Origin of the sequence: Bacillus sp. EB106-08-02-XG196, from assembly GCF_013396335.1 — a bacterium.
Classification (GTDB): domain Bacteria; phylum Bacillota; class Bacilli; order Bacillales; family Cytobacillaceae; genus Neobacillus.
Map to the genome: position 1 here is coordinate 47,168 of NZ_JABWSY010000006.1, position 21,137 is coordinate 68,304.

A 21,137-nucleotide genomic window follows, 5' to 3' on the forward strand; every position below is an offset into this window, starting at 1 on the left:
TTTGTTGTACTGTGCTTTTTGAAAATTAGCGTTGGAATCCGCCGCCAAGTTGTGATTCTGCCATTGCAACTAGACGCTTAGTGATTTCTCCACCGACAGAACCATTTGCACGTGAAGTAGTGTCTCCACCAAGTTGTACACCAAATTCTGTTGCAATTTCATACTTCATTTGTTGAAGTGCTTGCTCCACTCCAGGTACTAAAAGTTGATTAGAGTTGTTGTTACTAGCCATAGTTGAATAACACTCCTCTTAATAATTTTGGGGTCAGTATGGAATTGAACCATATGGTTAAGATTAACCATTGCCACCTTGGCCTAACCCATCTTAAAAGTTATTAGATGTTGGAGATGCTTCATACTTTCTTTTGTGTTGCTGGGTTGTTGCTTGCTTTGTAATATTATTATGATTAAAAATGGGCAACTTATTCACTAGATTTTACTGGTAATTTATTCCGTTACATAGTGCCGAAATAGTAACGCAAACTAAGCGTATACAATAACTTAGAGGGTGAATGGGAATGTCGATATGCCCAATTTGCAATGGTTTACGTGAAGTATCTCTATTATGCACACATTGTGGCGAACAAATGTTAGATAGAGGAAGGTTAATGGATTTCTATGATGATTACAGTCCGTATATGGAAATTGATTTAATGAAGATAGAAGACGGTTATCCGGACAGTAACACAGGGGGAAAATGCCCTCACTTATATCAATGTCCATCCTGTCAAATGGATGAAGTGATCTTTATTAAAGAATAAATGCAAAAGGTCCCGAAAATTCGGGACCTTTTGGTTCTTTTCTATTCGTTAGCCACGCGGATGCGGGACTCTGTTTCAGCGTCAAAGAAATGACCTTTGTTTAAATCAAAAGCTAGATCAAGTGAATCTCCTGGGTGAATGTCAGCTCTTGAATCAAGGCGGGCCACGAAGTCCTGACCATCAATACTAGAGTAAACCATTAATTCTGCACCAGTTAACTCAGCTACATCCACATTAGTTGTAATTTTTGTACCAGCAGATGCTTCGATAAATACTGGCTCATCATGGATATCTTCTGGACGAACACCAAGGATAATTTCTTTTCCTACATATCCCTGCTCACGAAGAACTTTCATCTTACCTTCTGGAACGGCGATAGAAGTTTTGCCAGCTACAAACTTGCCATCTTCAAGTTTACCATTGAAGAAGTTCATTGCAGGTGAACCGATAAATCCGCCAACAAAAACGTTTTCAGGCTTTTCATATACTTCTTTTGGTGTTCCCACTTGTTGAATAAGACCATCCTTCATAACTACAAGTCTTGAAGCCATTGTCATTGCTTCTGTTTGGTCATGTGTTACATAAATAGTTGTTGTGTTTAAACGACGGTGAAGCTTAGCGATTTCAGCACGCATCGCTACACGAAGTTTTGCATCAAGGTTTGAAAGTGGCTCGTCCATTAAGAATACCTTTGCGTCACGGACAATTGCACGTCCTAGTGCAACACGCTGACGTTGACCACCGGATAATGCCTTCGGCTTTCTCTTTAAATAAGCTTCTAATCCAAGAATTTTTGCTGCTTCATTTACACGACGATCAATTTCATCCTTCGGAAACTTACGAAGTTTTAAACCGAAAGCCATATTATCATATACCGTCATATGCGGATATAGGGCATAGTTTTGGAATACCATCGCGATATCACGATCTTTAGGAGCTACATCATTCACTCTTTTTCCATCAATATAAAAGTCACCTTTTGAAATTTCTTCAAGACCAGCAACCATACGTAAAGTTGTTGATTTTCCGCAGCCAGAAGGACCGACAAATACGATAAACTCCTTATCTTGAATATGTAGATTAAAGTCTGTAACCGCTGTAACCTTATTATCGTAAATTTTATAAATATGATCTAATTTTAATTCAGCCATTGTGTAAACCCTCCCTGATTTGATTAATTTCAGTTTACATGAAAAGGTTTACAAACAATATGGACACAATGCACAAAGTTCCTAAAATGAATTTTGTGCACTGTGTCCTATTTATTTTTGTTCAAATAGTAAACATGCTAAAAAGACGGTAAAGGCTCCATAAAAGTCTTTTAATTGTACTCCAGTCTTATCAATAAATTTATCAAGTCGGTATTGGAGTGTATTACGATGAATAAATAATTTTTTAGCCGTTAAGCTGGCATTTAAATTATTTTCTAAGAATACTTTTATGGTTGTATATAACTCGGGATCCTCTAAGAATACCGAAGAAAGTTCCTTATTAACTTTATCTTTAATGTCATTAGGCAAATTAAATGCAACAAAAGCTGGAAATATCTTTTCAAAGGAAATGACATTTGTGCTTGTTAGATTTTTCTTAGCAAATTCAAAATACTCCTTTTCTTGTTGAAAATGGCTTCGCAATTGATTGGAAGCAGGGTAGAGCCTGCCAATATAAAAGGACACTTTTACATAAAAGTCACTTTCTAAAGTATCAGCTATGGAAGATAACTCACTTTCGGTGAGAGATAATTGTCTTCTTTCTTCGATGACAATCCCATTATGGTCATCTTGCCAAATAATTTGTACTTCATCAGAAAAAAAACCTTTAATGGCTGACTCGATTTCTGTTGGGTCAACGCCATGACCTTTGATATGGAACTGGATGAAGCGAAAATTACTTTCACTACTTAGAGTAGGGATTGATCCATCTAACAGCAAAAAATCATGCCATTTTCTAGAAAGTGAGCTCAGCGGCATGGAAGAAGACATTTTAACTTGTTCATACAGAACGTTTAGAAGGTTTAGTTCGTTTTCTGTTAAATTTGTTTTCGGAATGGAAAGCCAGTTCTTTTCAGATTGGTCATAAAATATGTAATATTGGTCAGAAGTGTATGTTGGCTGCACAGAAGACAGTACGGAATTTTTGTATAAGGACATGATTTTTTTTAGCAAGATCAACTTCTCCAAACTGATAATTTTAAGAATAATACACTAATTATAGCATTAATTTAGAGATCAGATAAAAAGGCTAACTCGTGATCATTTCAACGAGTTAGCCTTTTTTAATTATTATGTTGATTGTAAAGGAGGTTCTTCTTCGGTAAGGTTACGTGCTTCTTCAATATTGGCAGTATCATGACGAGAATGGACGGAACCTCCTGACAATCCTTCGTTAATTATTCTGTCAATATCAAGGTAAACCTTGTCTTTTCCTTCATACTGCAAGTCTTTTTTTCCTTCTTTCACAGCAATCATTTCCTTTCCTAGTTTTTCTTTAGTTTACGGAAAGGGTATTTTTTCATTCATAATCATTATTCATATACATGGAAGAGCATTAACTCGTGGATTTGGCTGGTTAGTGCGTCAATGTCATCCTGTTCGGGAGTATTGGCTGACCATTCAATTTTTCCGGTTTGATGATAGATACCAGAATATCTTTGTTTTTTATAGTAAAAGGAAAAATTCCAACCAGGAATATTTTTATTTTCAAATAGGGGCTTAAATTGAAAATGTGTCAACATTATTATCCATCTCCCTTAATCAACTAGTGGTTACTTCTAGCTTAAGGGAAATAATAAATACATTCCAGTACATTTTTCAGTAGTTGTTATGAACCGTAAGCTGTAGGAACAACTGACAGAGGTGTTCAATTTTTTTTGTTTCTATTTCACTTTCATCAAAACTCATTGGTTTTGAGTTGACTTCGTAAATATAATAGTGTCCAGTCTCACTTATACCAGCATCTATGGAAAATTCACCAAAAAAGCCAAACTTCTGTGAGAGTGCAATCCCAATTTGTTCAACAACACTTTCAATAAAAAAATCGAGCTCCTTCGTTTTGAATAGAGTATATGGTAAAAGCTTTCCTCCTGATGGAATATGAGTGGTTATATCCTGCTTTTGCGATTGTCTTATTCCAACACCTGTAACAATATATTTGTCATTTTCAGCATGAGCGAGAATTCGTAAATCGAACCGTTTACCATTATACGTTTTAGACTGTATTTCCTCTTGAGCCAAGTAATTTTTCTCCCTAAGTATGTTTTCCCACTCGTTCCAAAAATGATCAAAAGTAATGAATTCCTCGCTCTTTCTTATTCCATTTAACATAAGCTTTTTCTCTGTAGCTAGTTCTAATCTAAAAATGCCATTTCCCCTTGCAGATTGAGAAGGTTTTAAGTAAATGGTTTGGTATTGAGACAAAAATGCAGAAAGTTTTTGTTTTTGAAAAGCCGGGATGGTAGCAGGCATATAAGTTTGAAGAATGGGGTGTTCTTTAAAGAGTTGATATAGTTCATATTTATCAATAAAGCCAGGATTAAAAAAAGGGATATTTTTATCATTTAAGTGAGAAAAAAACGCACTATTTTTTATTTCTTCTTCTGACTTTCGAAAGGGTATTCGGTTGTATACAAGGTCCGGGTAGGGGGAAATAATCCTTTCCCATTCATTCTTCTCTGGGATAAATGTGAACCCATCTATTGAATCATCTTGAACCCCGTCAAGTGTAAAGATAAAGCTTATTCCATTAAGTGAAATAAGCTTCTTTTGCAGCTCAATAAATAGGGATCCATTCCCGCCAATTGTTCCATCCTTTTTCTTTGCAGTCAAAATTCCAATGACAGGCTGCATTCTTTTACTCCATGGATTGATGACTACCATTTGAAATCGTCCTCAGGGTGCAAAATGGTTTGTTCCGTTAAAAAAACCGCAAAAGCTAGTGATAGTTTACACGTGAGTTTATCGAAATCCTTTAGTTCCGGGTGACTGAAAATAGATCTGCCTGGTTTAGAGTTTGCTTCAAATAACCAGACATCACCATGTTTATCAATACCTAAATCAAATCCAATTTCGCCAATAATTCCTTCCATGTTGTTTGAGAGGCTGTTACTTAATAACAGAGCAGCATGAACCAGCTTTTCTGTATAAAGTTGACTTTCTTCCTGCTGAAAAAGTTCTGACACTGTTTTGACTTCTCCCCCGCTTCGGGCATGAGTAGTTACGCTGCCTCGGCCTGCTAATTTTGCAGCTAATGCTGTAACATGCCATACACCAGCATCATCTTTATTACTGTGTATGCGAAAATCAATCGGGCGCTGTTCTTGTCTGAGGAGGTGTATTCCTTGCTGAACAAGCATCTTTTCTAAATTACGATTAGCAAAAACAGTTTGAAACAAGCCCTCTAAGGAAGTGAATTTTCGCAGAAGGTTCACACCATCACGATCTTGATAGCGGCAATAATATTCATCTTGGATTTTATCGTAGAGAATTTGATGGACACCTAAACCTAGACTTCCATTTATTGGTTTAAGATAGACATGACCATATTTAGAGAGCATGTCTTCAATCAATGAAAAGGACGTAAAAGGATGGGTTTCTGGAAGATAGACAGCCGCAGATTTGTCCTGCTGTAATCTTTCATAAATATCTAACTTACTAAAGAATCCTGGGTTATACCAAGGAATCAGGTAGTCCTTTTGTAGTGTTTCCTTCACCTTAACTAGTTTGGGATTTCTTTCACTTTTCCGATTCGGAATCCGATCATAAATAACATGAGGAAAGGGAACCTCCATATTCTGCCAATGGTTATCATGATAAAAATAACCACTAATCGTACCCATTTCCCAGTTAATATGCTGTTCTCCAAAAACAAATGGTATAGCTCCAACATTGGTTTTTACCGATAACAATTTGGAGAAAAAGTTCGTTCTCTCACCAATTGGACGGTGAGGGAATGGGGTGAAGCCTGCTGTAAATATTCCAACAAGCGGTCCAATATGGAGAACTTGATGTTGAACAAATACATGCATCTTTATAGAAAAGTCTGGAAAAAGTAAGAGCTTTTGAATCTCGTTGCTTATCACTATATGATTATTTTTCTTAGGATGAGGTCTTAAGTCAGCTTCAATTGCTTTAGACCCAAAGGCAATTTTTTTTAACACATTATCTTTTAAGAGCTCTTGAGGACAGTAAACAACTAAATGGCTGTTATCAGCAATCTCAATGGTATAACGATTTCTCATCGTAGCTCTTCCTTTCTTTACGATCAGCCTGAGTAAGGTGTTTCCCATAAAGAAGAGGGGCTAGGAATAAGGTTTCTTCTAAATCTGGCTGAGTTTGTAAGATTACCTTTCTCCCTGGCTTTGAATTTATATCGAGAATCCAAAGGGCACCATCCTTTGCCATTCCAATATCAATGCCAATTTCAAATAACGGAAGAATTTCACTTTCGAGAATATGTGGGAGGTTTTTGGTAATAAAATTTAATTCTGATAAAATATAATCTTTGCTGGCTAAAGCGAGGGAAGAGGACCAGTCAGTAAAGTCAACGCTTGAGCCTCCTGCACTTAAGTTTGAAAGAATACCTCCAGTATTGCCTTGACGAATAGCCTTTCCACGTTCAACCCATAGCCCTTGTTCATCTTTTTGAAGTAAAATTCGAATATCAAATGGCTGTGAAGCAGCATTAGATAATTCAAGATAGGGCTGAAGAAGGTATGGCCGGAAGTTTAGTAAGGGTTGGAGCCATTGAAATAACTTTTTCTCATTAGGAAAGATCCTCGAGATAATTTTCTTATTTTTTTCGGTTTTGACATGGATGGTTTTATCGTTTTTCTTTAAATAATAGATACCATATCCTTGAGAACCATTTATTGGTTTAATAATGACTTTTTTCTGTTTTCGTAAGGAATTTCCTACTTGTGAGCAATCTTTAATAGGCTGTGAGTAAGGTAAATAAGGAACTAATCGAGAATTGCGTAGGGTATCATATAATTCTAGTTTATTTGGAAGCCCAAATCCTAAAAAAGTAATATCCTCTCTACTTTTTAGCCAAGAAACAATGGGGATACATTGCTTTGAATGTTCGTCATCACCGTAAAAACAACGGTCATAGATGATGGTAGGGATGATAAATTCATCTTCTACCCAGCATTGTTTTACTGTATCAAAACGTCTCCCTAGAACCTGTGTGGTACGAGGATTAATATTAGAAGGAAGAAAGTGGTAACATTCCATGCCGCAAGAATGACCGCGGGCAGCAATTTCATGAAGATAGGCTGCTTCACTTTCTAAATTTAAGGTCATAATTCCAAAGGTAATCATCTATGAATCCTCCATTTCTGAGGTTGTATCTAATGCTAGCTTGGTGCAAAACTGAATAATTGCTTTGGCAGATGGTCTTATTTTCATTTGACCATCTTCAAAGTTTTTAGATGGCTTTGAATTGACTTCAATTAGCCAGGGGTTACCTTCTTGGTCAATTCCAATATCGATTCCGAGTTCTCCAATAATTCCGGTTGACTTCCTTTCAATAATCATTGCAGTTTCAATGGCCAAATCTTTCACTTGTGCGATAAGCCGCTTTGCATCATTTAAACTCATACTATCTTTTAATGCATTTATGGGAGTCATTATTTCTCCGCCTCTGGCAATATTGGAAACAATCTCATCCTCTGCTGATATTCTGGCCACCAACGAGGTAGCTTTCCAGTTGTTTCGTTGATTTTTATGACACAATACTCTAAAGTCCATCCCTCTATTTTGATAGGTAAGGAGGGGAATTCCTTGCTGGATAATATAGATTCTATTGTTCAATAATGGTTTAATATGCTGATATATCTCTTCAAAGGACAATAGGACCTGCTTATTTGCTGGGTGCAATTTAACAGAGGAGTCCAATATCAAGTTGGTATTCTCTTTTTTTAGTTTGAATATGTTTCTCCCTTGACTTCCATGTACAGGTTTAATAAAAACAGTCTCATATTTGTTTGCAAATGCGGCTAAATGATCCTTAGTAAACAAATTTGTCTCAGGTATATAGGAATGAAGATGATTTTCATGGATTAAGTGCTCGTGAACCTCCCATTTTGAAAGAAAGCGATCATTAAAAATAGGAATACTTAACTCAGTAAGTCTTTGACGAAATAAATGGTATTTCTTGCCGAATTCAATTTTACGAGAATGGATACGATTATAAATGACATCAGGAAGAGGGAGTTCTGCAGATTTCCATTTCCCGACTTCAAAATAATAACCTTGAACAGAAAATTCTGGATATGAAAATATATATAAGAAACCGCCATTCTCCGTTAAACCATGATGAAGTTCTTCACAAAAACTATGGATTGAGCGAAAATAGGGTTCTTCATTTCCATTATTCTTAAAGTCTGTTACCAGACCAATGACTGGGCCCAAGAAAAGTGAATGGCTATCTTCCTTATAAATGGAATGAAATTTATAACATTGAATGGGTAAACAAAAAAGTTGAAATAGATTTTCAGGGAAATGAATCTCGTTAGGAGACATCTCAACCATACTTATTTTTACTTTCACCATTTTCTTTCCAACAGAGATCTTGATTTCATTTGTTTCAAGCTGTAACTGTATAAAAAGTTTTGAGGACATCTGAACAAAATGATCTGTCCTGTTAACTGATTTCATCGGAACAATTGTGATTAGGGGCATAGTCACTCCTCATTTATCGGCGAATATGTGTTTAAATAGGCATTCTTTGATATGGTATCGTATGTTACCGCCCAATAGTTGGTGATACATAATTGTGGCGTAGTTGAACATCCTCGCATTTACAAACATAGTTTGTTATAGTTATTAAGATTATTTTCTTAAGAGGAGTGGAATCAATGTCCGTTAATTTATACGATGCAGCTTATGCCTTAGAAAAAGCGATTCGTCAAAGTGATGAATATAAACACTTACAGCAAATGTATAATGAAGTCAATGCTGATCCAACAGCAAAAAATATGTTTGATAACTTTCGCCAAATTCAAATGAATTTACAACAAAAACAAATGATGGGTCAGGAAATATCCGAACAAGAGGTCCAGCATGCGCAATCAACGGTAGCTCTTGTCCAGCAAAATGAAAGAATATCTCGACTTATGCAGGCAGAACAGCGGATGAGCATGATTATTGGTGAGTTAAACCAAGTTATTATGAAGCCGCTAGAGGAGCTTTACGGAAATTTATAATAGGATTTAAACGCTTCCGATTTTTTCGGAAGTTTTTTCTTTTCTAATCAGCCCTTGTTCTATCTTTCGGTGAAAAATCATAAAAGTGTTATAAGGGTAACTTCACCAAGAACAGGGGGCAGCATAATGATTTATCGTTTGCTTGCATTAAATATTGATGGAACTCTCTTACAGAGTAATGGAAAAATCCATAAGTCAACGAAGGAAGCCATTGAGTATGTTCAGCAAAAGGGAATTTATGTAACGCTTATGACATCACGGAGTTTTCCCTCAGCCAAGAAGGTGGCAAGGGCATTAAAAATAAAGAACCCGCTAATCACTCATCAAGGTGCCTATATTGCAAACATTCAAGATAAACAAAATCTTGTCCAAAGAATACACGAAAATATCACGTATGATACAGTCCGTTTCCTCGAGGGTATGCCTTGTCAAATTAGATTGGTTCATGAACAATATTCGTTAGCAAATAGGTTGAAGTTAAACACCAATTTGTTAGCTAAAACTGTATTTACATCAGGAGATCCAGTATTTTATTCACAGCAATTTGTTTCGTCACTTAGTGAATACTTGCATGATCAACCGGTTACTCCACCGAAAATAGAGGTTTATTTTGAAGAGGAAAGTGATCTTCAGGATGCAAAAAAGGCAATCGAAAAGATGTTTACAGAAATTGAGACGATACAGCTTGACGCTTTGCGATTAGATATTGTCCCAGCAGGTGTCTCAAAGTTAAAGGGGCTTGCGTATCTTGGCAGCCACCTTGGGATTCAGTTAAAGGAAATGGTTGTCATTGGAGAAGGATTAGATGATATTCCAGCTATTGAGGCTGCTGGATTAGGTGTGGCTATGTGGAATGCCGCATTTAATGTAAAAAGAGCAGCTGACTGGGTAACCAGATCGAAAAATGAGCACGGCGTTGCCTATATGGTTAAGGAACACTTTAGAAAGCAGCAGCCAATTGAGTTTTTACGGAAAATGAATATTATTAAAAAGTAATAAAAGAGACATCATCATATACGATGATGTCTCTTTATCTTTGTCAATGCTTTCCATTATATTGACCTTATATTCTTGATTCTGTAAACTTAAAGAAGTTTTTCTATAGGAAAAGGTGATTTATAGTGCGTATTTGTATTTTAGGTTTAGACGATGAACGATTTAATCGGATGTTGCAGTTAATTGGAAATTTATTTTTTGAAGAAACAGAGATTTTGAAAGTTAAAGATGAAGCTGCTGATTTAATTATAAATTTTTCTTTAGTAGAAAATGACTTTATTAATGTTTCTGCTGATTATAAAGATCAAGACGGAAATTCTTTTACAGATAGCTATGAAAAGGAATTCCTCCAATCCCAATCAGAAAAGGAAAAGTTCAAACAAATAAAAAATGCAGTTGCTCATGTTTATTTAAAACTTCTGCAGAATTGGACAGGAATCATCCAAAAGTGGGGGATTCTAACCGGAATCAGACCCACAAAGCTATTACATCGTAAGGTCCAAGAGGGGATTCCTCAAGAAATCGCCCACCAACAATTAAAAGAGGATTACCTTATTACGGATGAAAAGATAAATCTGATGCAGCAAATCGTCGACAGACAGCTTGCCATTGTTCCGGACCTCTATTCACTTCAAAAGGAGGTTAGCATCTATATTGGTATTCCTTTTTGTCCAACAAAATGTGCATATTGTACATTCCCGGCATATGCAATCAACGGTCGACAAGGTTCAGTTGATTCGTTCTTAGGCGGGCTGCATTATGAAATAAAGAAAATCGGAGAATGGCTGAAAGCAAAGGGTGTAAGGATCACCACCGTTTACTATGGCGGCGGTACACCAACGAGTATTACAGCTGAAGAAATGGATATGCTTTACGAAGAAATGTATGCTTCATTCCCAGAGGTTGAAAAGATACGTGAGATCACAGTCGAAGCAGGACGTCCTGATACGATTACCTCTGAAAAGTTAGAAGTGTTAAAGAAATGGAAGATCGACCGGATTAGTATTAACCCACAATCCTATACACAAGAAACCTTAAAGGCCATTGGGCGTCATCACACGGTTACAGAAACAATCGATAAATATCACTTAGCTAGAGAAATGGGCATGAATAATATCAATATGGATCTCATTATTGGCCTGCCAGGCGAAGGTATAGCTGAATTTACACATTCACTTGCTGAAACGGAAAAGTTAATGCCCGAATCTCTAACCGTTCATACTTTATCATTTAAGCGTGCCTCAGAAATGACGAGAAACAAAGATAAATACAAAGTGGCAGGTCGTGAAGAAGTAGAACAAATGATGAATCTAGCAACAGAGTGGACAGACAGCCACGGCTATGTTCCCTATTATCTCTACCGTCAAAAAAACATTCTTGGTAATCTCGAAAATGTCGGCTATGCATTTCCAAATCAAGAAAGCATTTATAATATCATGATTATGGAAGAACAGCAGACCATTATTGGACTTGGATGCGGAGCAGCAAGTAAATTTATTGACCCGGAGACAGGGAAAATCACGCAGTTTGCTAATCCGAAAGATCCAAAAACATATAATGAAAGCTTTGAAGCTTACACGGAAGAAAAGATAAAAATATTAGATGAACTATTCACTGAAAAAGGATCTCATGCTTAATAGGCAGGAGATTTTTTTTTTTTTTGATTCTCGTTCTTAATAGAGGAATTGTCATAATTATGGAGAATATTTTATATGATTTGAAAACGCTTTCAGTTATGGAGGGGATTTAGTAATGATGCAGACGCCTTTAACAATGACACAGATGATTGAAAGAGCAGAGAAGTATTTTCCAAAGAAACAGGTTGTTTCGAGAACATCTAGCGGCATTCATCGTTTTACGTATAAACAAATCGGAGATAGAACGAGAAGACTCGCAGATAGTCTAAAAAGACTAGGAGTAGAAAAAGGTGACAGGGTAGGAACACTTGCGTGGAATCATCACCGTCATCTAGAAGCCTATTTTGCGATTCCATGTATCGGTGCTGTTCTTCATACGATTAACATCCGTCTTTCTCCACATCATATTTCCTATATTATTAATCATGCAGAAGATAGTGTCCTCTTAGTAGACCCAGACATAATTCCATTACTTGAAAAATGTGCATCAGAGCTAAAAAGCGTGAAGGCTTATGTAATCATGACGGATGATAAGGAACTTCCTGAAACCAGCCTTTCACCTATTTATCATTACGAAGATCTGCTAGCTGAAGCGAATCCTAATTTTAACTATCCTGAAGATATCGAAGAAAATGATCCAGCAGGTATGTGTTATACCTCTGCGACCACAGGAAATCCAAAAGGAGTCGTATACTCGCATAGAGGGATTTTTCTCCATAGTATGGCGTTAGGTCTTGCGGATAGTGCGGCGATGAGTGAAAAAGACATTGCATTGCCAGTTGTGCCAATGTTCCATGCCAATGCTTGGGGGATGCCATTTGCAGCTGTATGGTTTGGGACCTCCTTAGTGCTGCCAGGACCATATTTTACTCCGAAACTACTAGCAGAGCTCATAGAAAATGAAAAAGTAACCATTACCGCGGGTGTTCCAACCATATGGCTCGGGTTGTTAAAAGAACTTGACGAGGGTTCTTACGACCTTAGTAGTTTAAGAGGAGTACTTTGCGGCGGATCAGCAGCTCCAAAAGGAATGATTAGGGCATTTGAACAACGTCACAAAGTGCCGTTCTTACATGCATATGGTATGACTGAAACAAGTCCGCTGGTGGTTATTTCCACACTAAAAAGCTATCAAGAAAATTTAGATTATGAGGAAAGACTCGAAATAAGAGCAAAGCAAGGAGTTCTTGTTCCAGGCTTGAGCATAAAAGTTGTCGGCAAGAACGGAGAAGTGGCTTGGGATGGTCAGGAAATGGGTGAACTATGCATCAAGGGCCCATGGATTGCCTCTGAGTATTATAAGGATGAGAGAACACTAGATGCCTTCCATGATGGCTGGCTTCACACTGGAGATGTTGTAACAATCGACGAGGAAGGCTTTGTGAAAATTGTCGATCGGACAAAGGATTTAATTAAAAGCGGCGGAGAATGGATTTCTTCCGTTGATTTGGAAAATGCTTTGATGGCCCATGAATCGGTGTTTGAAGCGGCAGTTGTTGCTGTACCGCACGAACAATGGCAGGAAAGACCGGTTGCTTGTGTGGTTTTAAAAGATGTCTATAAAGATAAGGTGACGAAAGAAGAATTAATTGAATTTTTAACACCACAGTTTGCTAAGTGGTGGTTACCTGATGAAATCTTGTTCTTAGAGGAAATTCCGAAGACCTCTGTAGGGAAGTTTTTAAAGATGACACTTAGAGAGCAGGTACAAAAGGAAGTACTAAGGAAGTAAGTAGGTTTGTAAAAGGACAAAGGGGCTGCTCTTTGTCCTTTTTGCTGTAAAAAATAGTTTTAGTAAATAGTGGCAGTGAAAATTCCATATATTATGAAAATTTATTTTTTATCAAACCAATTCAAGCTATAATAGAAATGAATAAAGTGAATGGGAGGCGTTTGGGGTGAGTATTAATTTTGTAACAGATAAGGTAAAGGTGAGGGTTAACGGCCGGGTTGCAACGGTAGAAATGAATAGACCGGAAGCATTAAATGCACTCGATGTGGAAATGATAAAAGGGTTAGCCTCTAAATTAAAAGAAATATCTGATTCGGATGATATTGATATTGTCATATTAACTGGTAGTGGCAAAGCCTTCTCCGCAGGGGGGGATATTAAAACGATGCTTTCTGACTTGAATGAAAGCGAATTCTTCCCAGTGATGGACTGCATTAGCGAATTAATCATTACTTTATACAGTATTCCTAAATTAACCATTAGCGCCGTAAATGGTGCTGCAGCAGGGCTTGGATTCAGTCTAGCATTGGCTACCGATCATATCATAGCCGACAATAGAAGCAAACTGGCAATGAATTTTATTGGAATCGGGTTAATACCAGATGGTGGTTCCCACTTCTTTTTAGAAAAGAGATTAGGCGAAATAAAAGCGAAGCAGGTCATCTGGGATGGAAAAATGATGAATGCACAAGTAGCCTTAGAATTAGGGCTGGTCCAGGAAGTGGCCGAAGGAAATCTAGAAGAAACGTTAGAAGCAAGAATATCTGATTGGCTGAGCCGCCCAGTTCAGGCAATGATAAAAACGAAAAAAATATTAGCAGATAGTAACCGCCCGCAATTACTTAAGATATTAGAACTAGAAAAACAAGGGCAATTAAATATGCGTCGAACTTTTGATCACCAAGAAGGAATTAGAGCATTTATAGAAAAGAGACCAGCGAAATTTATAGGAAAATAATTAAGAGAAAAAGAAGCATTTGCTGCTTCTTTTTTCTTTCTAAAGACTAGGAATGGAATAATAAAAGCTTTCCACTTGGTGATGTGCAGCGATGTGTTTTATCTAGTAAATTCTTTTCAGCTAAAAGTTTTTCAGCTAATTCTTTTGCTGCCTCATCATGATCAGCCTGGAACGCCTCATCTACTATTTTTTCCCCATTTGCTTCAAAGGCAGTTAATTTGTAAGTCTTCATCCTGTATCCTCCCTGATAATATTGATATTATAATATTTGCATAATTAGCGATATATTGTAAAGGTGAAACTTTTTATATGGAAATACGTAGTAATTTTGGAGAGGAGGAATTCGTATGGTTTTGAAACTTGAACATGTAACAAAACGGTTTGGTGATTTTATCGCGGTTAAGGATTTATCCATTGAAATACCTGAAAAAGAAATGTTTGGCTTTTTAGGCGCAAATGGTGCAGGGAAGACAACAACATTTAGAATGATCCTAGGACTGCTCGATTCTAGTGATGGCAGAATTACCTGGGACGAGAAACCTATCAATTATTCAACCAGCCATTTAGTTGGCTATCTGCCTGAAGAAAGAGGTTTATACCCAAAATTAAAGGTCAGCGAACAAATTGTCTACCTTGCGAGATTAAGAGGCATGGCTAAAAGTGAAGCACTTTCTGAATTAAAATATTGGCTGGAAAGATTTAAAGTGCCAGAATATGAAAATAAAAAAGTAGAAGAGCTTTCAAAAGGAAACCAACAGAAAATACAATTTATTGCAGCAGTCATACATAAACCAAAATTATTAATTCTCGATGAACCATTCAGCGGTTTGGATCCGGTTAATGTTGAAATGCTTAAAGAGGCTGTCCTCTCTTTAAAGGAAAAAGGAACGACCATTGTTTTTTCAAGCCACCAAATGCACCATGTAGAAGAGATGTGTGAGCATCTTTGTATTATGCATAAAGGAACTCAGGTTGTACATGGTTCATTAAAAGAAATAAAACGTGCTTTTGGTAAAAAGAACCTTGTTATTCATGCAGATTTTCCATTGGATTCTCTGAAGGATTATCCAGGAGTGGTTAAGACTAAATCGACAACAGAGGGAATCCATTTGCAAATCGAGGGAGAATATATTGCAGAAAAGATACTTAAAGATATTGTAAACAAAGGATTCATCAGAAAATTTGATCTTGAAGAGCCTTCTTTAAATGATATTTTTATCGAGAAAGTAGGTGATTCCTATGAATAAATTTTGGATTATTTTAATTCATACATATGTAAATAAATTTAAGACAAAATCATTTCTAATCACAACATTGATGACTTTAATCATCACCTTAGCCTTGACCAATATGAATAGTATCATAGAAGTTTTTGATAAAGGCGGTGGTAAAGAAAAGGTTGCTGTTCTAGATGAAACAGGTCAGCTATATGCACCGCTTAAAGAACAAATGAGTGCTTTAAATAAAAACCTTCAACTGACAGAGTTCGACGGCACAGAAAAAGAGGCTGAAAAGGCAGTAGAAGAAGGAGAATATGCAGGATTTGTCCAGCTGCGTTATGATGCAGAGGATTTACCAGAAGCTACATATAAAGCAATGAGTGTAGCGGATTCATCATTATTTACTGATCTTCAGGCAGGACTTCAACAAATGAAAACCATGTTTGCGGCTTCGAAAATTAATCTAACTCCAGAGCAGCTTCAGCAGCTTTATGAACCAGTTTCTTTTGAGAAAATTGCTCTTGAAGAAAATGCGAAAACGGAGGAAGAATTGAATCAAGCTAGAGGACTTGTTTATGTTCTCCTGTTTGTCATCTATTTTGCTGTTATTATGTATGCCAGCATGATTGCCATGGAAGTTGCTACAGAGAAGTCTTCAAGGGTGATGGAAATCCTGATTTCCAGTGTATCACCAATCAAGCAGATGTTTGCAAAAATACTGGGTATTGGTCTGTTAAGCTTAACTCAGCTTGCAGTACTTTTATCAGTAGGTTATTTTTCAATTAAACGGAATATGTCCTCATTAGAAGGTGGTTTTTTTGACGACTTTGGATTTGGTAATATTTCGTTATCAACCATCGCTTATGCGGTTATCTTCTTTATCTTAGGGTATTTCCTCTATGCTACCCTTGCCGCCTTTCTAGGATCATTGGTCAGCAGGATTGAAGATGTGCAGCAAATGATTACACCTATGACATTACTCGTTGTAGCAGGATTTATGATTGCGATGTTTGGTCTTGGTAAACCGGATTCGCCTTTTATTGTCATTACATCCTATATACCATTCTTCACCCCAATGATTATGTTTTTACGTGTTGGTATGCTGAATATTCCAGTCTGGGAAACAGCATTAGGGATTGCGATCCTGCTTTCAACTATAGCTTTCTTAGCCGTATTTGGTGCCCGAGTCTACCGCGGCGGAGTATTAATGTACGGAAAATCAAATTCCTTTAAGGATATAAAAAAGGCACTGCAATTAACCAAAAAAGAATAAAAAGTGTAGGCTTTGTCAAAACTGGCAAAGCTTTTTTAAAATTTCTATTCAGAACGTGCATTCGTATTTTCGGGATGTTACAATAAAGAAAAACTCACTGAAAGGAGCTTTATTATGAAACAGATATCATTTATACACGCTGCTGACCTGCATTTGGACAGCCCAATGGTTGGCTTAAAGCATTTGCCTGCTAACATACTTTCAAGAGTGAGAGAGAGTACCTTTACAGCTTTAGGAAAGCTCACAGCAGCAGCAATTGATAACAACGTTGATTTTGTTATTTTAGCTGGAGACTTATATGATGGTGAAGACAGGAGCTTACGTGCACAATCACGTTTCCGGAATGAAATGCAAAAACTCTCACAAAAGGATATTCCTGTTTATGTTATTCATGGAAACCATGATCATTTAAATGGCTCATGGGTACACCTAGATATGCCCTCGAATGTACATGTATTTAGCAGTGATGTCGAAATGAAAATATTCCATTCAAAACGTGGTGAAAAGGTCCATTTATACGGCTTCAGTTATCTACAAAGACATATTCTTGATAAAAGAATTGATGACTATCATAAACAAGAGCGTGCAGATTTTCATATCGGGATACTCCATGGAAATGAAGGCGGCGGTACTGACCACGATAATTACGCCCCATTTTCTATCAAGGACCTGAATGAGAAAGAATTTGATTATTGGGCTTTAGGACATATCCATAAACGAACGATATTATCTGAAACGCCGCCAATCGTTTATCCAGGAAACCTCCAAGGACGTAATAAAAAGGAAGTCGGAGTAAAAGGCTGCTATTGTATTACGTTGAATGAATTCGAGGCAAAAAAGGAATTTGTTGCAACTTCAGATGTGGTTTGGGAAGAAGTTACTGTCGATGCTGCTTTGGCACAAAGCTTTCAAGAAATCTTTCAATTATGTCAAATTACCATGGAACGTTTTCGTAAAGCCGGTATTGGAACTCTGCTTACCTTGAACCTAAAAAATGTTCAATTGGATGATTACCAAGAGAAAAGAGCTTTAGATACTGAACTTCTAGAATTACTATTAGATTATGAAAATGATGAAGAATCATTTGTTTGGATTGTTAATTTATCCCTAGAGGATAACCAGCAGCTTGATAGAAAAAATTTAAGGAAAGAAGCAGATTTTTTTTCTGAGTTGTTTGCAACTATTGATGACTATCAGAATCCTGATGCTGCAATAGCCCCATTATACGATCATCAAATGGGCAGAAAATATTTAAATAGTTTATCAGAAAGCGAACAGAAAGAATTATTGGAAAAAGCTGAGAAGCTTTTAATTGGGTTATTGTATCAATAAAGAAGGGAGATGATGGGCCTGAAAATCCAGGAGATACATATATACGGCTATGGTCAATTAAATAATACGGTCATAAAAGACCTATCTGATTATCAAGTATTTTATGGTGAAAATGAAGCAGGAAAATCCACGATTATGGCATTTATTCATGGAATACTATTTGGGTTCCCAACGAAGCAATCTTCAGAACTTCACTATGTGCCAAAAAACGGTTCGAATTATGGCGGGAAGCTAAGAATTTTATTTGATGAGATTGGAATTGTCACCATTGAGAGAGTTAGAGGAAAAGCTTCTGGGGATGTTACGGTAACGCTTGCGGACGGAACAACAGGCGATGAGACTCTACTTAAGCAATTACTTGGAAACATGGATAAAGGGTTATTCCAAGCCATTTTTTCATTCAATATACATGGGCTGCAAAATATCCACCAAATGAAAGGGGAGGAATTGGGCAAGTTTTTATTTTCTACTGGTACACTCGGAACAGAACGTCTGCAAAAGTCAGAGGCAGAGCTCCAGAAGGAATTAGAAGCCCGTTTTAAACCAAGCGGAAAGAAGCCTGTGGTCAATGAAAAACTAAAAGCCATTCACGAACTTAATGGCGAGCTAAAAAAGGCTGCAGCTAAAAATCAAGAATACGAAGCTCTAATTTCAAATAAAGAAAATTTACAAAAGGAAATAGAGAGGATAAATAATTCTCTGCAGGAAGTAAAAGGCGAGGTTGAAAAATTAAATGAATGGCAAAGGATTCATTCACTTGTCAAAGAGGAAAGATGGATCACTACTGAAATCAAGTTAATAGGGGATAGTTCATTCCCTGTTAGAGGGGTCGAACGGCTGGAAAAAGTAAATCAGCTAATCTACCCTTATAATGCTCAGATTTCAAGTTTAATGGAAAGAATCACTCATTTAAAAAAAGAAATTGCCACGATACAACCTGAAGCCCAATTTCTTGCTGATGAATCCCAGCTTCTTGCTTCATTAGAACAAATACCCATATATGAACAGCTGACCATAGAAAAACAACAATGTGAATTGAAATTGGTTGATTTGGAAGAGAAAATCTCCATCATAACCGAAAAACTGCACCTTCCTTTAAAGGAAGAAGAGGTCCTAACGATAAACACCAATATCTATATGAAAAATCAAGTGGAGCAGACAGCAGGTAAAAAGCAAAAGCTTTTAGAAGTAAAGCAGGATCTTGAAGAGAAATTTCGTGAAGAAAAAAGCACTCTTGAGGAGCTTGAAGGAAAAGTTCGCATTGCAGTGACACAAATAATCCCAGCTCATGAAAGATCAAGGCTTGAAAAGTTAGTTGATGAGGAAGGTGAAAAAAGGGAAGTAGAATATGAACTTAAGGCAGTCCAAGATAAAATAGAGTATTATCAACATACACATGAGCAAGACAAAAAAACATTTGCAAAGATAAACAAGCAAAAACAAATTCAATTTCTAACCATTGGAGCGATAATGCTGGTTCTATCACTTTATGGTTTGGTTACAAAGCAATGGACACTGTTATTTGTTGGGGTATTAGGAAGTTTACTAATTGGGTTTTATCTTAGTAAAAGCTTTACCCGAAAAAATGAAACAAAGATCCATCAGGCTCTAAGTCAGTTGTTAGAAAATGAAAAAAAGTTAATTCAAAAACTTGAGGAATATAAAAATAGTAACATCCCAGCCATTCAAGAAAAATTGAATCAAGATAATCTTCGGAAAGAGCAGTATCAGTTATTAAAAATTAAGCTCGAACAGCAGCAATCACAATATGAAAAAGTAATCAGGAAATTTGAGGATTGGGAAATCGAAGCCGCAGAAAATAAGGAAATGTTATTGAAACTGAGCAGTGAACTTCATATACCTGAATATATTGCCCAAGCATTTTTCCTGGAAGCATTTCAGCTAATTGAACAATATAAACTTGTAGGAAGAGAAAAAAAGTATTTGCTGGCAAGGTTGGAAAAGATTAATCTGGAGCAGGCAAACATTACAGAAATACTCACATATTATTCAAAACAATATATAGCCGATGAGGGTAGTGATTTTTCAAAAATTGCCTATTTATTGCGGAACAAATTAAAGGAAGAACATGGAAAATTAATAAAAATTCAAGAAAAGCAAGGAAAGCTTGATGACCTTGAAGCAGACCTAAATCAAATAAAACAGGAGCAAGCACATCTCATTTCGGAAAAGAAAAAGCTCCTTGAAGAAGCCCATGTAGAGGAAGAAGAGGCATACTATGAGCTTGGTAAAAAAGTAGAAAAAAAGAGTAAGCTGATCGAAAGGCTTGCAGATTTAAGTAAGCAGGTCCAATATTCTTTCCTAAAGGAAGACGAGATAGAAAGACTCATTCAAATTCATAATGTCGAAGAACTATTAATCCATTATCATGGGGAGAAAGAAACCTTATCCTCTAGATTAAATGAACTGCAAGAAAAACAAGCAGCAACTAACTACCAGATTCAAATTCTTGAAGAGGGCGGATCTTACTCTGAGATCCTTCACCACTATAAACAGCAAAAGTTTGAGTTAGAAGAAGCAGCAAAGGAATGGTCCGTTTTTTCTTTAGCTCAAAACATCCTATCCAAAACGGTTGAAAAATATAAAACCGTCCATTTGCCTAGGATGCTGGCTAAAGCAGAGGAATACCTGCTTTTTCTTACTGAGGAACAATATGAGCGTATACATCTGCAGCAGTCCGGATCTGGTTTTCTGATTGAAAGAAGTGATCACACTTTATTTGAAGCAAATGAATTAAGTCAAGCTACTGCAGAGCAAGTATACGTTTCAATTAGACTTGCGCTTGCCACTACACTATATGAAAAGTATCACTTTCCGATCATTATCGATGATAGCTTTGTAAATTTTGATGCAAGCCGTACAAAAAAGGTGATGGAGCTATTAACAACACTCGAACATAATCAAATTTTATTCTTTACCTGTCATACACATTTACTTCAATACGTTCAACCTGAGAAAGTTCTGTATCTTCATAAAGGTGCAGTCGAAGTAATTTGATAGAGAA

The 21,137-nt window shown here is 36.7% G+C and carries 20 protein-coding genes; 10 read left to right on the plus strand and 10 right to left on the minus strand.

Translation table 11 applies throughout. The annotated features are described in order from the left end of the window. Positions 1–25: 25 nt before the first annotated feature. Positions 26–232 carry an alpha/beta-type small acid-soluble spore protein gene (locus MLOOGBEN_RS10605; protein ID WP_179158232.1) on the minus strand — a complete coding sequence of 69 codons (207 nt, stop codon included), beginning with the start codon at positions 230–232 and terminating at the stop codon, positions 26–28. Between the two features lie 286 nt (positions 233–518). On the opposite strand from MLOOGBEN_RS10605, the gene MLOOGBEN_RS10610 reads away from it, so the two are divergent. Beyond that, positions 519–761 carry a hypothetical protein gene (locus MLOOGBEN_RS10610; RefSeq protein ID WP_179158233.1) on the plus strand — a complete coding sequence of 81 codons (243 nt, stop codon included), beginning with the start codon at positions 519–521 and terminating at the stop codon, positions 759–761. 41 nt (positions 762–802) lie between these two features. Here the strand turns inward: MLOOGBEN_RS10610 and MLOOGBEN_RS10615 are convergent, their stop codons facing one another. The 8 genes from MLOOGBEN_RS10615 to MLOOGBEN_RS10650 form a co-directional block, all read right to left on the minus strand. Further along, the gene (locus MLOOGBEN_RS10615; RefSeq protein WP_179158234.1) at positions 803–1,912 is read right to left on the minus strand and encodes an ABC transporter ATP-binding protein; all 1,110 of its coding nucleotides are present in this window, start codon (positions 1,910–1,912) and stop codon (positions 803–805) included. 111 nt (positions 1,913–2,023) lie between these two features. Further along, positions 2,024–2,911 carry a PucR family transcriptional regulator gene (locus MLOOGBEN_RS10620; protein ID WP_218781141.1) on the minus strand — a complete coding sequence of 296 codons (888 nt, stop codon included), beginning with the start codon at positions 2,909–2,911 and terminating at the stop codon, positions 2,024–2,026. A 132-nt stretch (positions 2,912–3,043) separates the two neighbouring features. Next, positions 3,044–3,220: a hypothetical protein gene (locus MLOOGBEN_RS10625; RefSeq protein WP_464869857.1), complete on the minus strand. Its 177-nt coding sequence runs from the start codon at positions 3,218–3,220 to the stop codon at positions 3,044–3,046. 65 nt (positions 3,221–3,285) lie between these two features. Next, positions 3,286–3,495: a YheE family protein gene (locus tag MLOOGBEN_RS10630; RefSeq protein WP_179158237.1), complete on the minus strand. Its 210-nt coding sequence runs from the start codon at positions 3,493–3,495 to the stop codon at positions 3,286–3,288. Positions 3,496–3,571: 76 nt separating this feature from the next. After that, on the minus strand, positions 3,572–4,636 hold the full coding sequence (locus tag MLOOGBEN_RS10635; protein WP_256989041.1) for a YheC/YheD family endospore coat-associated protein: 1,065 nt from the start codon (positions 4,634–4,636) through the stop codon (positions 3,572–3,574). Next, positions 4,630–5,997 (minus strand): YheC/YheD family endospore coat-associated protein, encoded by a 1,368-nt coding sequence (locus MLOOGBEN_RS10640; RefSeq protein WP_179158238.1) that lies wholly within the window; start codon positions 5,995–5,997, stop codon positions 4,630–4,632. Before MLOOGBEN_RS10640 ends, MLOOGBEN_RS10635 begins: the two co-directional genes overlap by 7 nt. Then, on the minus strand, positions 5,975–7,078 hold the full coding sequence (locus MLOOGBEN_RS10645; RefSeq protein ID WP_179158239.1) for a YheC/YheD family endospore coat-associated protein: 1,104 nt from the start codon (positions 7,076–7,078) through the stop codon (positions 5,975–5,977). The genes MLOOGBEN_RS10640 and MLOOGBEN_RS10645 overlap by 23 nt, the downstream gene beginning before the upstream one ends. Next, positions 7,079–8,416 (minus strand): YheC/YheD family endospore coat-associated protein, encoded by a 1,338-nt coding sequence (locus tag MLOOGBEN_RS10650; RefSeq protein ID WP_218781142.1) that lies wholly within the window; start codon positions 8,414–8,416, stop codon positions 7,079–7,081. A 200-nt stretch (positions 8,417–8,616) separates the two neighbouring features. Here MLOOGBEN_RS10650 and MLOOGBEN_RS10655 point away from each other — a divergent pair, with 200 nt between their 5' ends. The 5 genes from MLOOGBEN_RS10655 to MLOOGBEN_RS10675 all read left to right on the plus strand — a co-directional run bounded on the left by MLOOGBEN_RS10655 (position 8,617) and on the right by MLOOGBEN_RS10675 (position 14,287). Further along, a complete protein-coding gene (locus tag MLOOGBEN_RS10655; protein ID WP_179158241.1) occupies positions 8,617–8,964 on the plus strand; it encodes a YlbF/YmcA family competence regulator in 348 nt (115 codons plus the stop codon). A gap of 126 nt (positions 8,965–9,090) precedes the next feature. After that, positions 9,091–9,960, plus strand: a complete 870-nt coding sequence (locus MLOOGBEN_RS10660) for a Cof-type HAD-IIB family hydrolase (protein ID WP_179158242.1) — start codon at positions 9,091–9,093, stop codon at positions 9,958–9,960. 125 nt (positions 9,961–10,085) lie between these two features. Next, positions 10,086–11,597, plus strand: coding sequence for a coproporphyrinogen III oxidase (locus tag MLOOGBEN_RS10665; RefSeq protein WP_179158243.1), 1,512 nt, complete (start codon positions 10,086–10,088; stop codon positions 11,595–11,597). Positions 11,598–11,712: 115 nt separating this feature from the next. Beyond that, entirely contained in the window at positions 11,713–13,329 is a 1,617-nt protein-coding gene (locus MLOOGBEN_RS10670) for a long-chain fatty acid--CoA ligase (protein WP_179158244.1), read from the plus strand. A gap of 166 nt (positions 13,330–13,495) precedes the next feature. After that, positions 13,496–14,287 carry an enoyl-CoA hydratase gene (locus tag MLOOGBEN_RS10675; protein WP_179158245.1) on the plus strand — a complete coding sequence of 264 codons (792 nt, stop codon included), beginning with the start codon at positions 13,496–13,498 and terminating at the stop codon, positions 14,285–14,287. Between the two features lie 46 nt (positions 14,288–14,333). Here MLOOGBEN_RS10675 and MLOOGBEN_RS10680 read toward each other — a convergent pair whose 3' ends face one another. Further along, positions 14,334–14,519, minus strand: coding sequence for a YhzD family protein (locus tag MLOOGBEN_RS10680; protein WP_179158246.1), 186 nt, complete (start codon positions 14,517–14,519; stop codon positions 14,334–14,336). Between the two features lie 115 nt (positions 14,520–14,634). Between MLOOGBEN_RS10680 and MLOOGBEN_RS10685 the strand changes: the two genes are divergently transcribed. The 4 genes from MLOOGBEN_RS10685 to MLOOGBEN_RS10700 all read left to right on the plus strand — a co-directional run bounded on the left by MLOOGBEN_RS10685 (position 14,635) and on the right by MLOOGBEN_RS10700 (position 21,130). After that, positions 14,635–15,534 (plus strand): ABC transporter ATP-binding protein, encoded by a 900-nt coding sequence (locus tag MLOOGBEN_RS10685; RefSeq protein WP_179158247.1) that lies wholly within the window; start codon positions 14,635–14,637, stop codon positions 15,532–15,534. Further along, positions 15,527–16,780 carry an ABC transporter permease gene (locus MLOOGBEN_RS10690; protein WP_179158248.1) on the plus strand — a complete coding sequence of 418 codons (1,254 nt, stop codon included), beginning with the start codon at positions 15,527–15,529 and terminating at the stop codon, positions 16,778–16,780. Before MLOOGBEN_RS10685 ends, MLOOGBEN_RS10690 begins: the two co-directional genes overlap by 8 nt. 114 nt (positions 16,781–16,894) lie before the next feature. Continuing rightward, the gene (locus MLOOGBEN_RS10695) at positions 16,895–18,112 is read left to right on the plus strand and encodes a metallophosphoesterase family protein (protein WP_179158249.1); all 1,218 of its coding nucleotides are present in this window, start codon (positions 16,895–16,897) and stop codon (positions 18,110–18,112) included. 12 nt (positions 18,113–18,124) lie between these two features. Further along, positions 18,125–21,130 carry an ATP-binding protein gene (locus tag MLOOGBEN_RS10700; protein WP_179158250.1) on the plus strand — a complete coding sequence of 1,002 codons (3,006 nt, stop codon included), beginning with the start codon at positions 18,125–18,127 and terminating at the stop codon, positions 21,128–21,130. Positions 21,131–21,137 lie beyond the last annotated feature (7 nt).

Bases quoted from the DNA above. Each gene is read 5' to 3' on its own strand.
- MLOOGBEN_RS10620 (WP_218781141.1), bottom strand. From the start codon at position 2,911: ATGTCCTTATACAAAAATTCCGTACTGTCTTCTGTGCAGCCAACATAC.
- MLOOGBEN_RS10685 (WP_179158247.1), top strand. From the start codon at position 14,635: ATGGTTTTGAAACTTGAACATGTAACAAAACGGTTTGGTGATTTTATC.
- MLOOGBEN_RS10690 (WP_179158248.1), top strand. From the start codon at position 15,527: ATGAATAAATTTTGGATTATTTTAATTCATACATATGTAAATAAATTT.
- MLOOGBEN_RS10635 (WP_256989041.1), bottom strand. From the start codon at position 4,636: ATGGTAGTCATCAATCCATGGAGTAAAAGAATGCAGCCTGTCATTGGA.
- MLOOGBEN_RS10645 (WP_179158239.1), bottom strand. From the start codon at position 7,078: ATGATTACCTTTGGAATTATGACCTTAAATTTAGAAAGTGAAGCAGCC.
- MLOOGBEN_RS10680 (WP_179158246.1), bottom strand. From the start codon at position 14,519: ATGAAGACTTACAAATTAACTGCCTTTGAAGCAAATGGGGAAAAAATA.
- MLOOGBEN_RS10655 (WP_179158241.1), top strand. From the start codon at position 8,617: ATGTCCGTTAATTTATACGATGCAGCTTATGCCTTAGAAAAAGCGATT.
- MLOOGBEN_RS10695 (WP_179158249.1), top strand. From the start codon at position 16,895: ATGAAACAGATATCATTTATACACGCTGCTGACCTGCATTTGGACAGC.
- MLOOGBEN_RS10610 (WP_179158233.1), top strand. From the start codon at position 519: ATGTCGATATGCCCAATTTGCAATGGTTTACGTGAAGTATCTCTATTA.
- MLOOGBEN_RS10660 (WP_179158242.1), top strand. From the start codon at position 9,091: ATGATTTATCGTTTGCTTGCATTAAATATTGATGGAACTCTCTTACAG.
- MLOOGBEN_RS10700 (WP_179158250.1), top strand. From the start codon at position 18,125: ATGGGCCTGAAAATCCAGGAGATACATATATACGGCTATGGTCAATTA.
- MLOOGBEN_RS10640 (WP_179158238.1), bottom strand. From the start codon at position 5,997: ATGAGAAATCGTTATACCATTGAGATTGCTGATAACAGCCATTTAGTT.
- MLOOGBEN_RS10615 (WP_179158234.1), bottom strand. From the start codon at position 1,912: ATGGCTGAATTAAAATTAGATCATATTTATAAAATTTACGATAATAAG.
- MLOOGBEN_RS10650 (WP_218781142.1), bottom strand. From the start codon at position 8,416: ATGAAATCAGTTAACAGGACAGATCATTTTGTTCAGATGTCCTCAAAA.
- MLOOGBEN_RS10605 (WP_179158232.1), bottom strand. From the start codon at position 232: ATGGCTAGTAACAACAACTCTAATCAACTTTTAGTACCTGGAGTGGAG.
- MLOOGBEN_RS10630 (WP_179158237.1), bottom strand. From the start codon at position 3,495: ATGTTGACACATTTTCAATTTAAGCCCCTATTTGAAAATAAAAATATT.
- MLOOGBEN_RS10670 (WP_179158244.1), top strand. From the start codon at position 11,713: ATGATGCAGACGCCTTTAACAATGACACAGATGATTGAAAGAGCAGAG.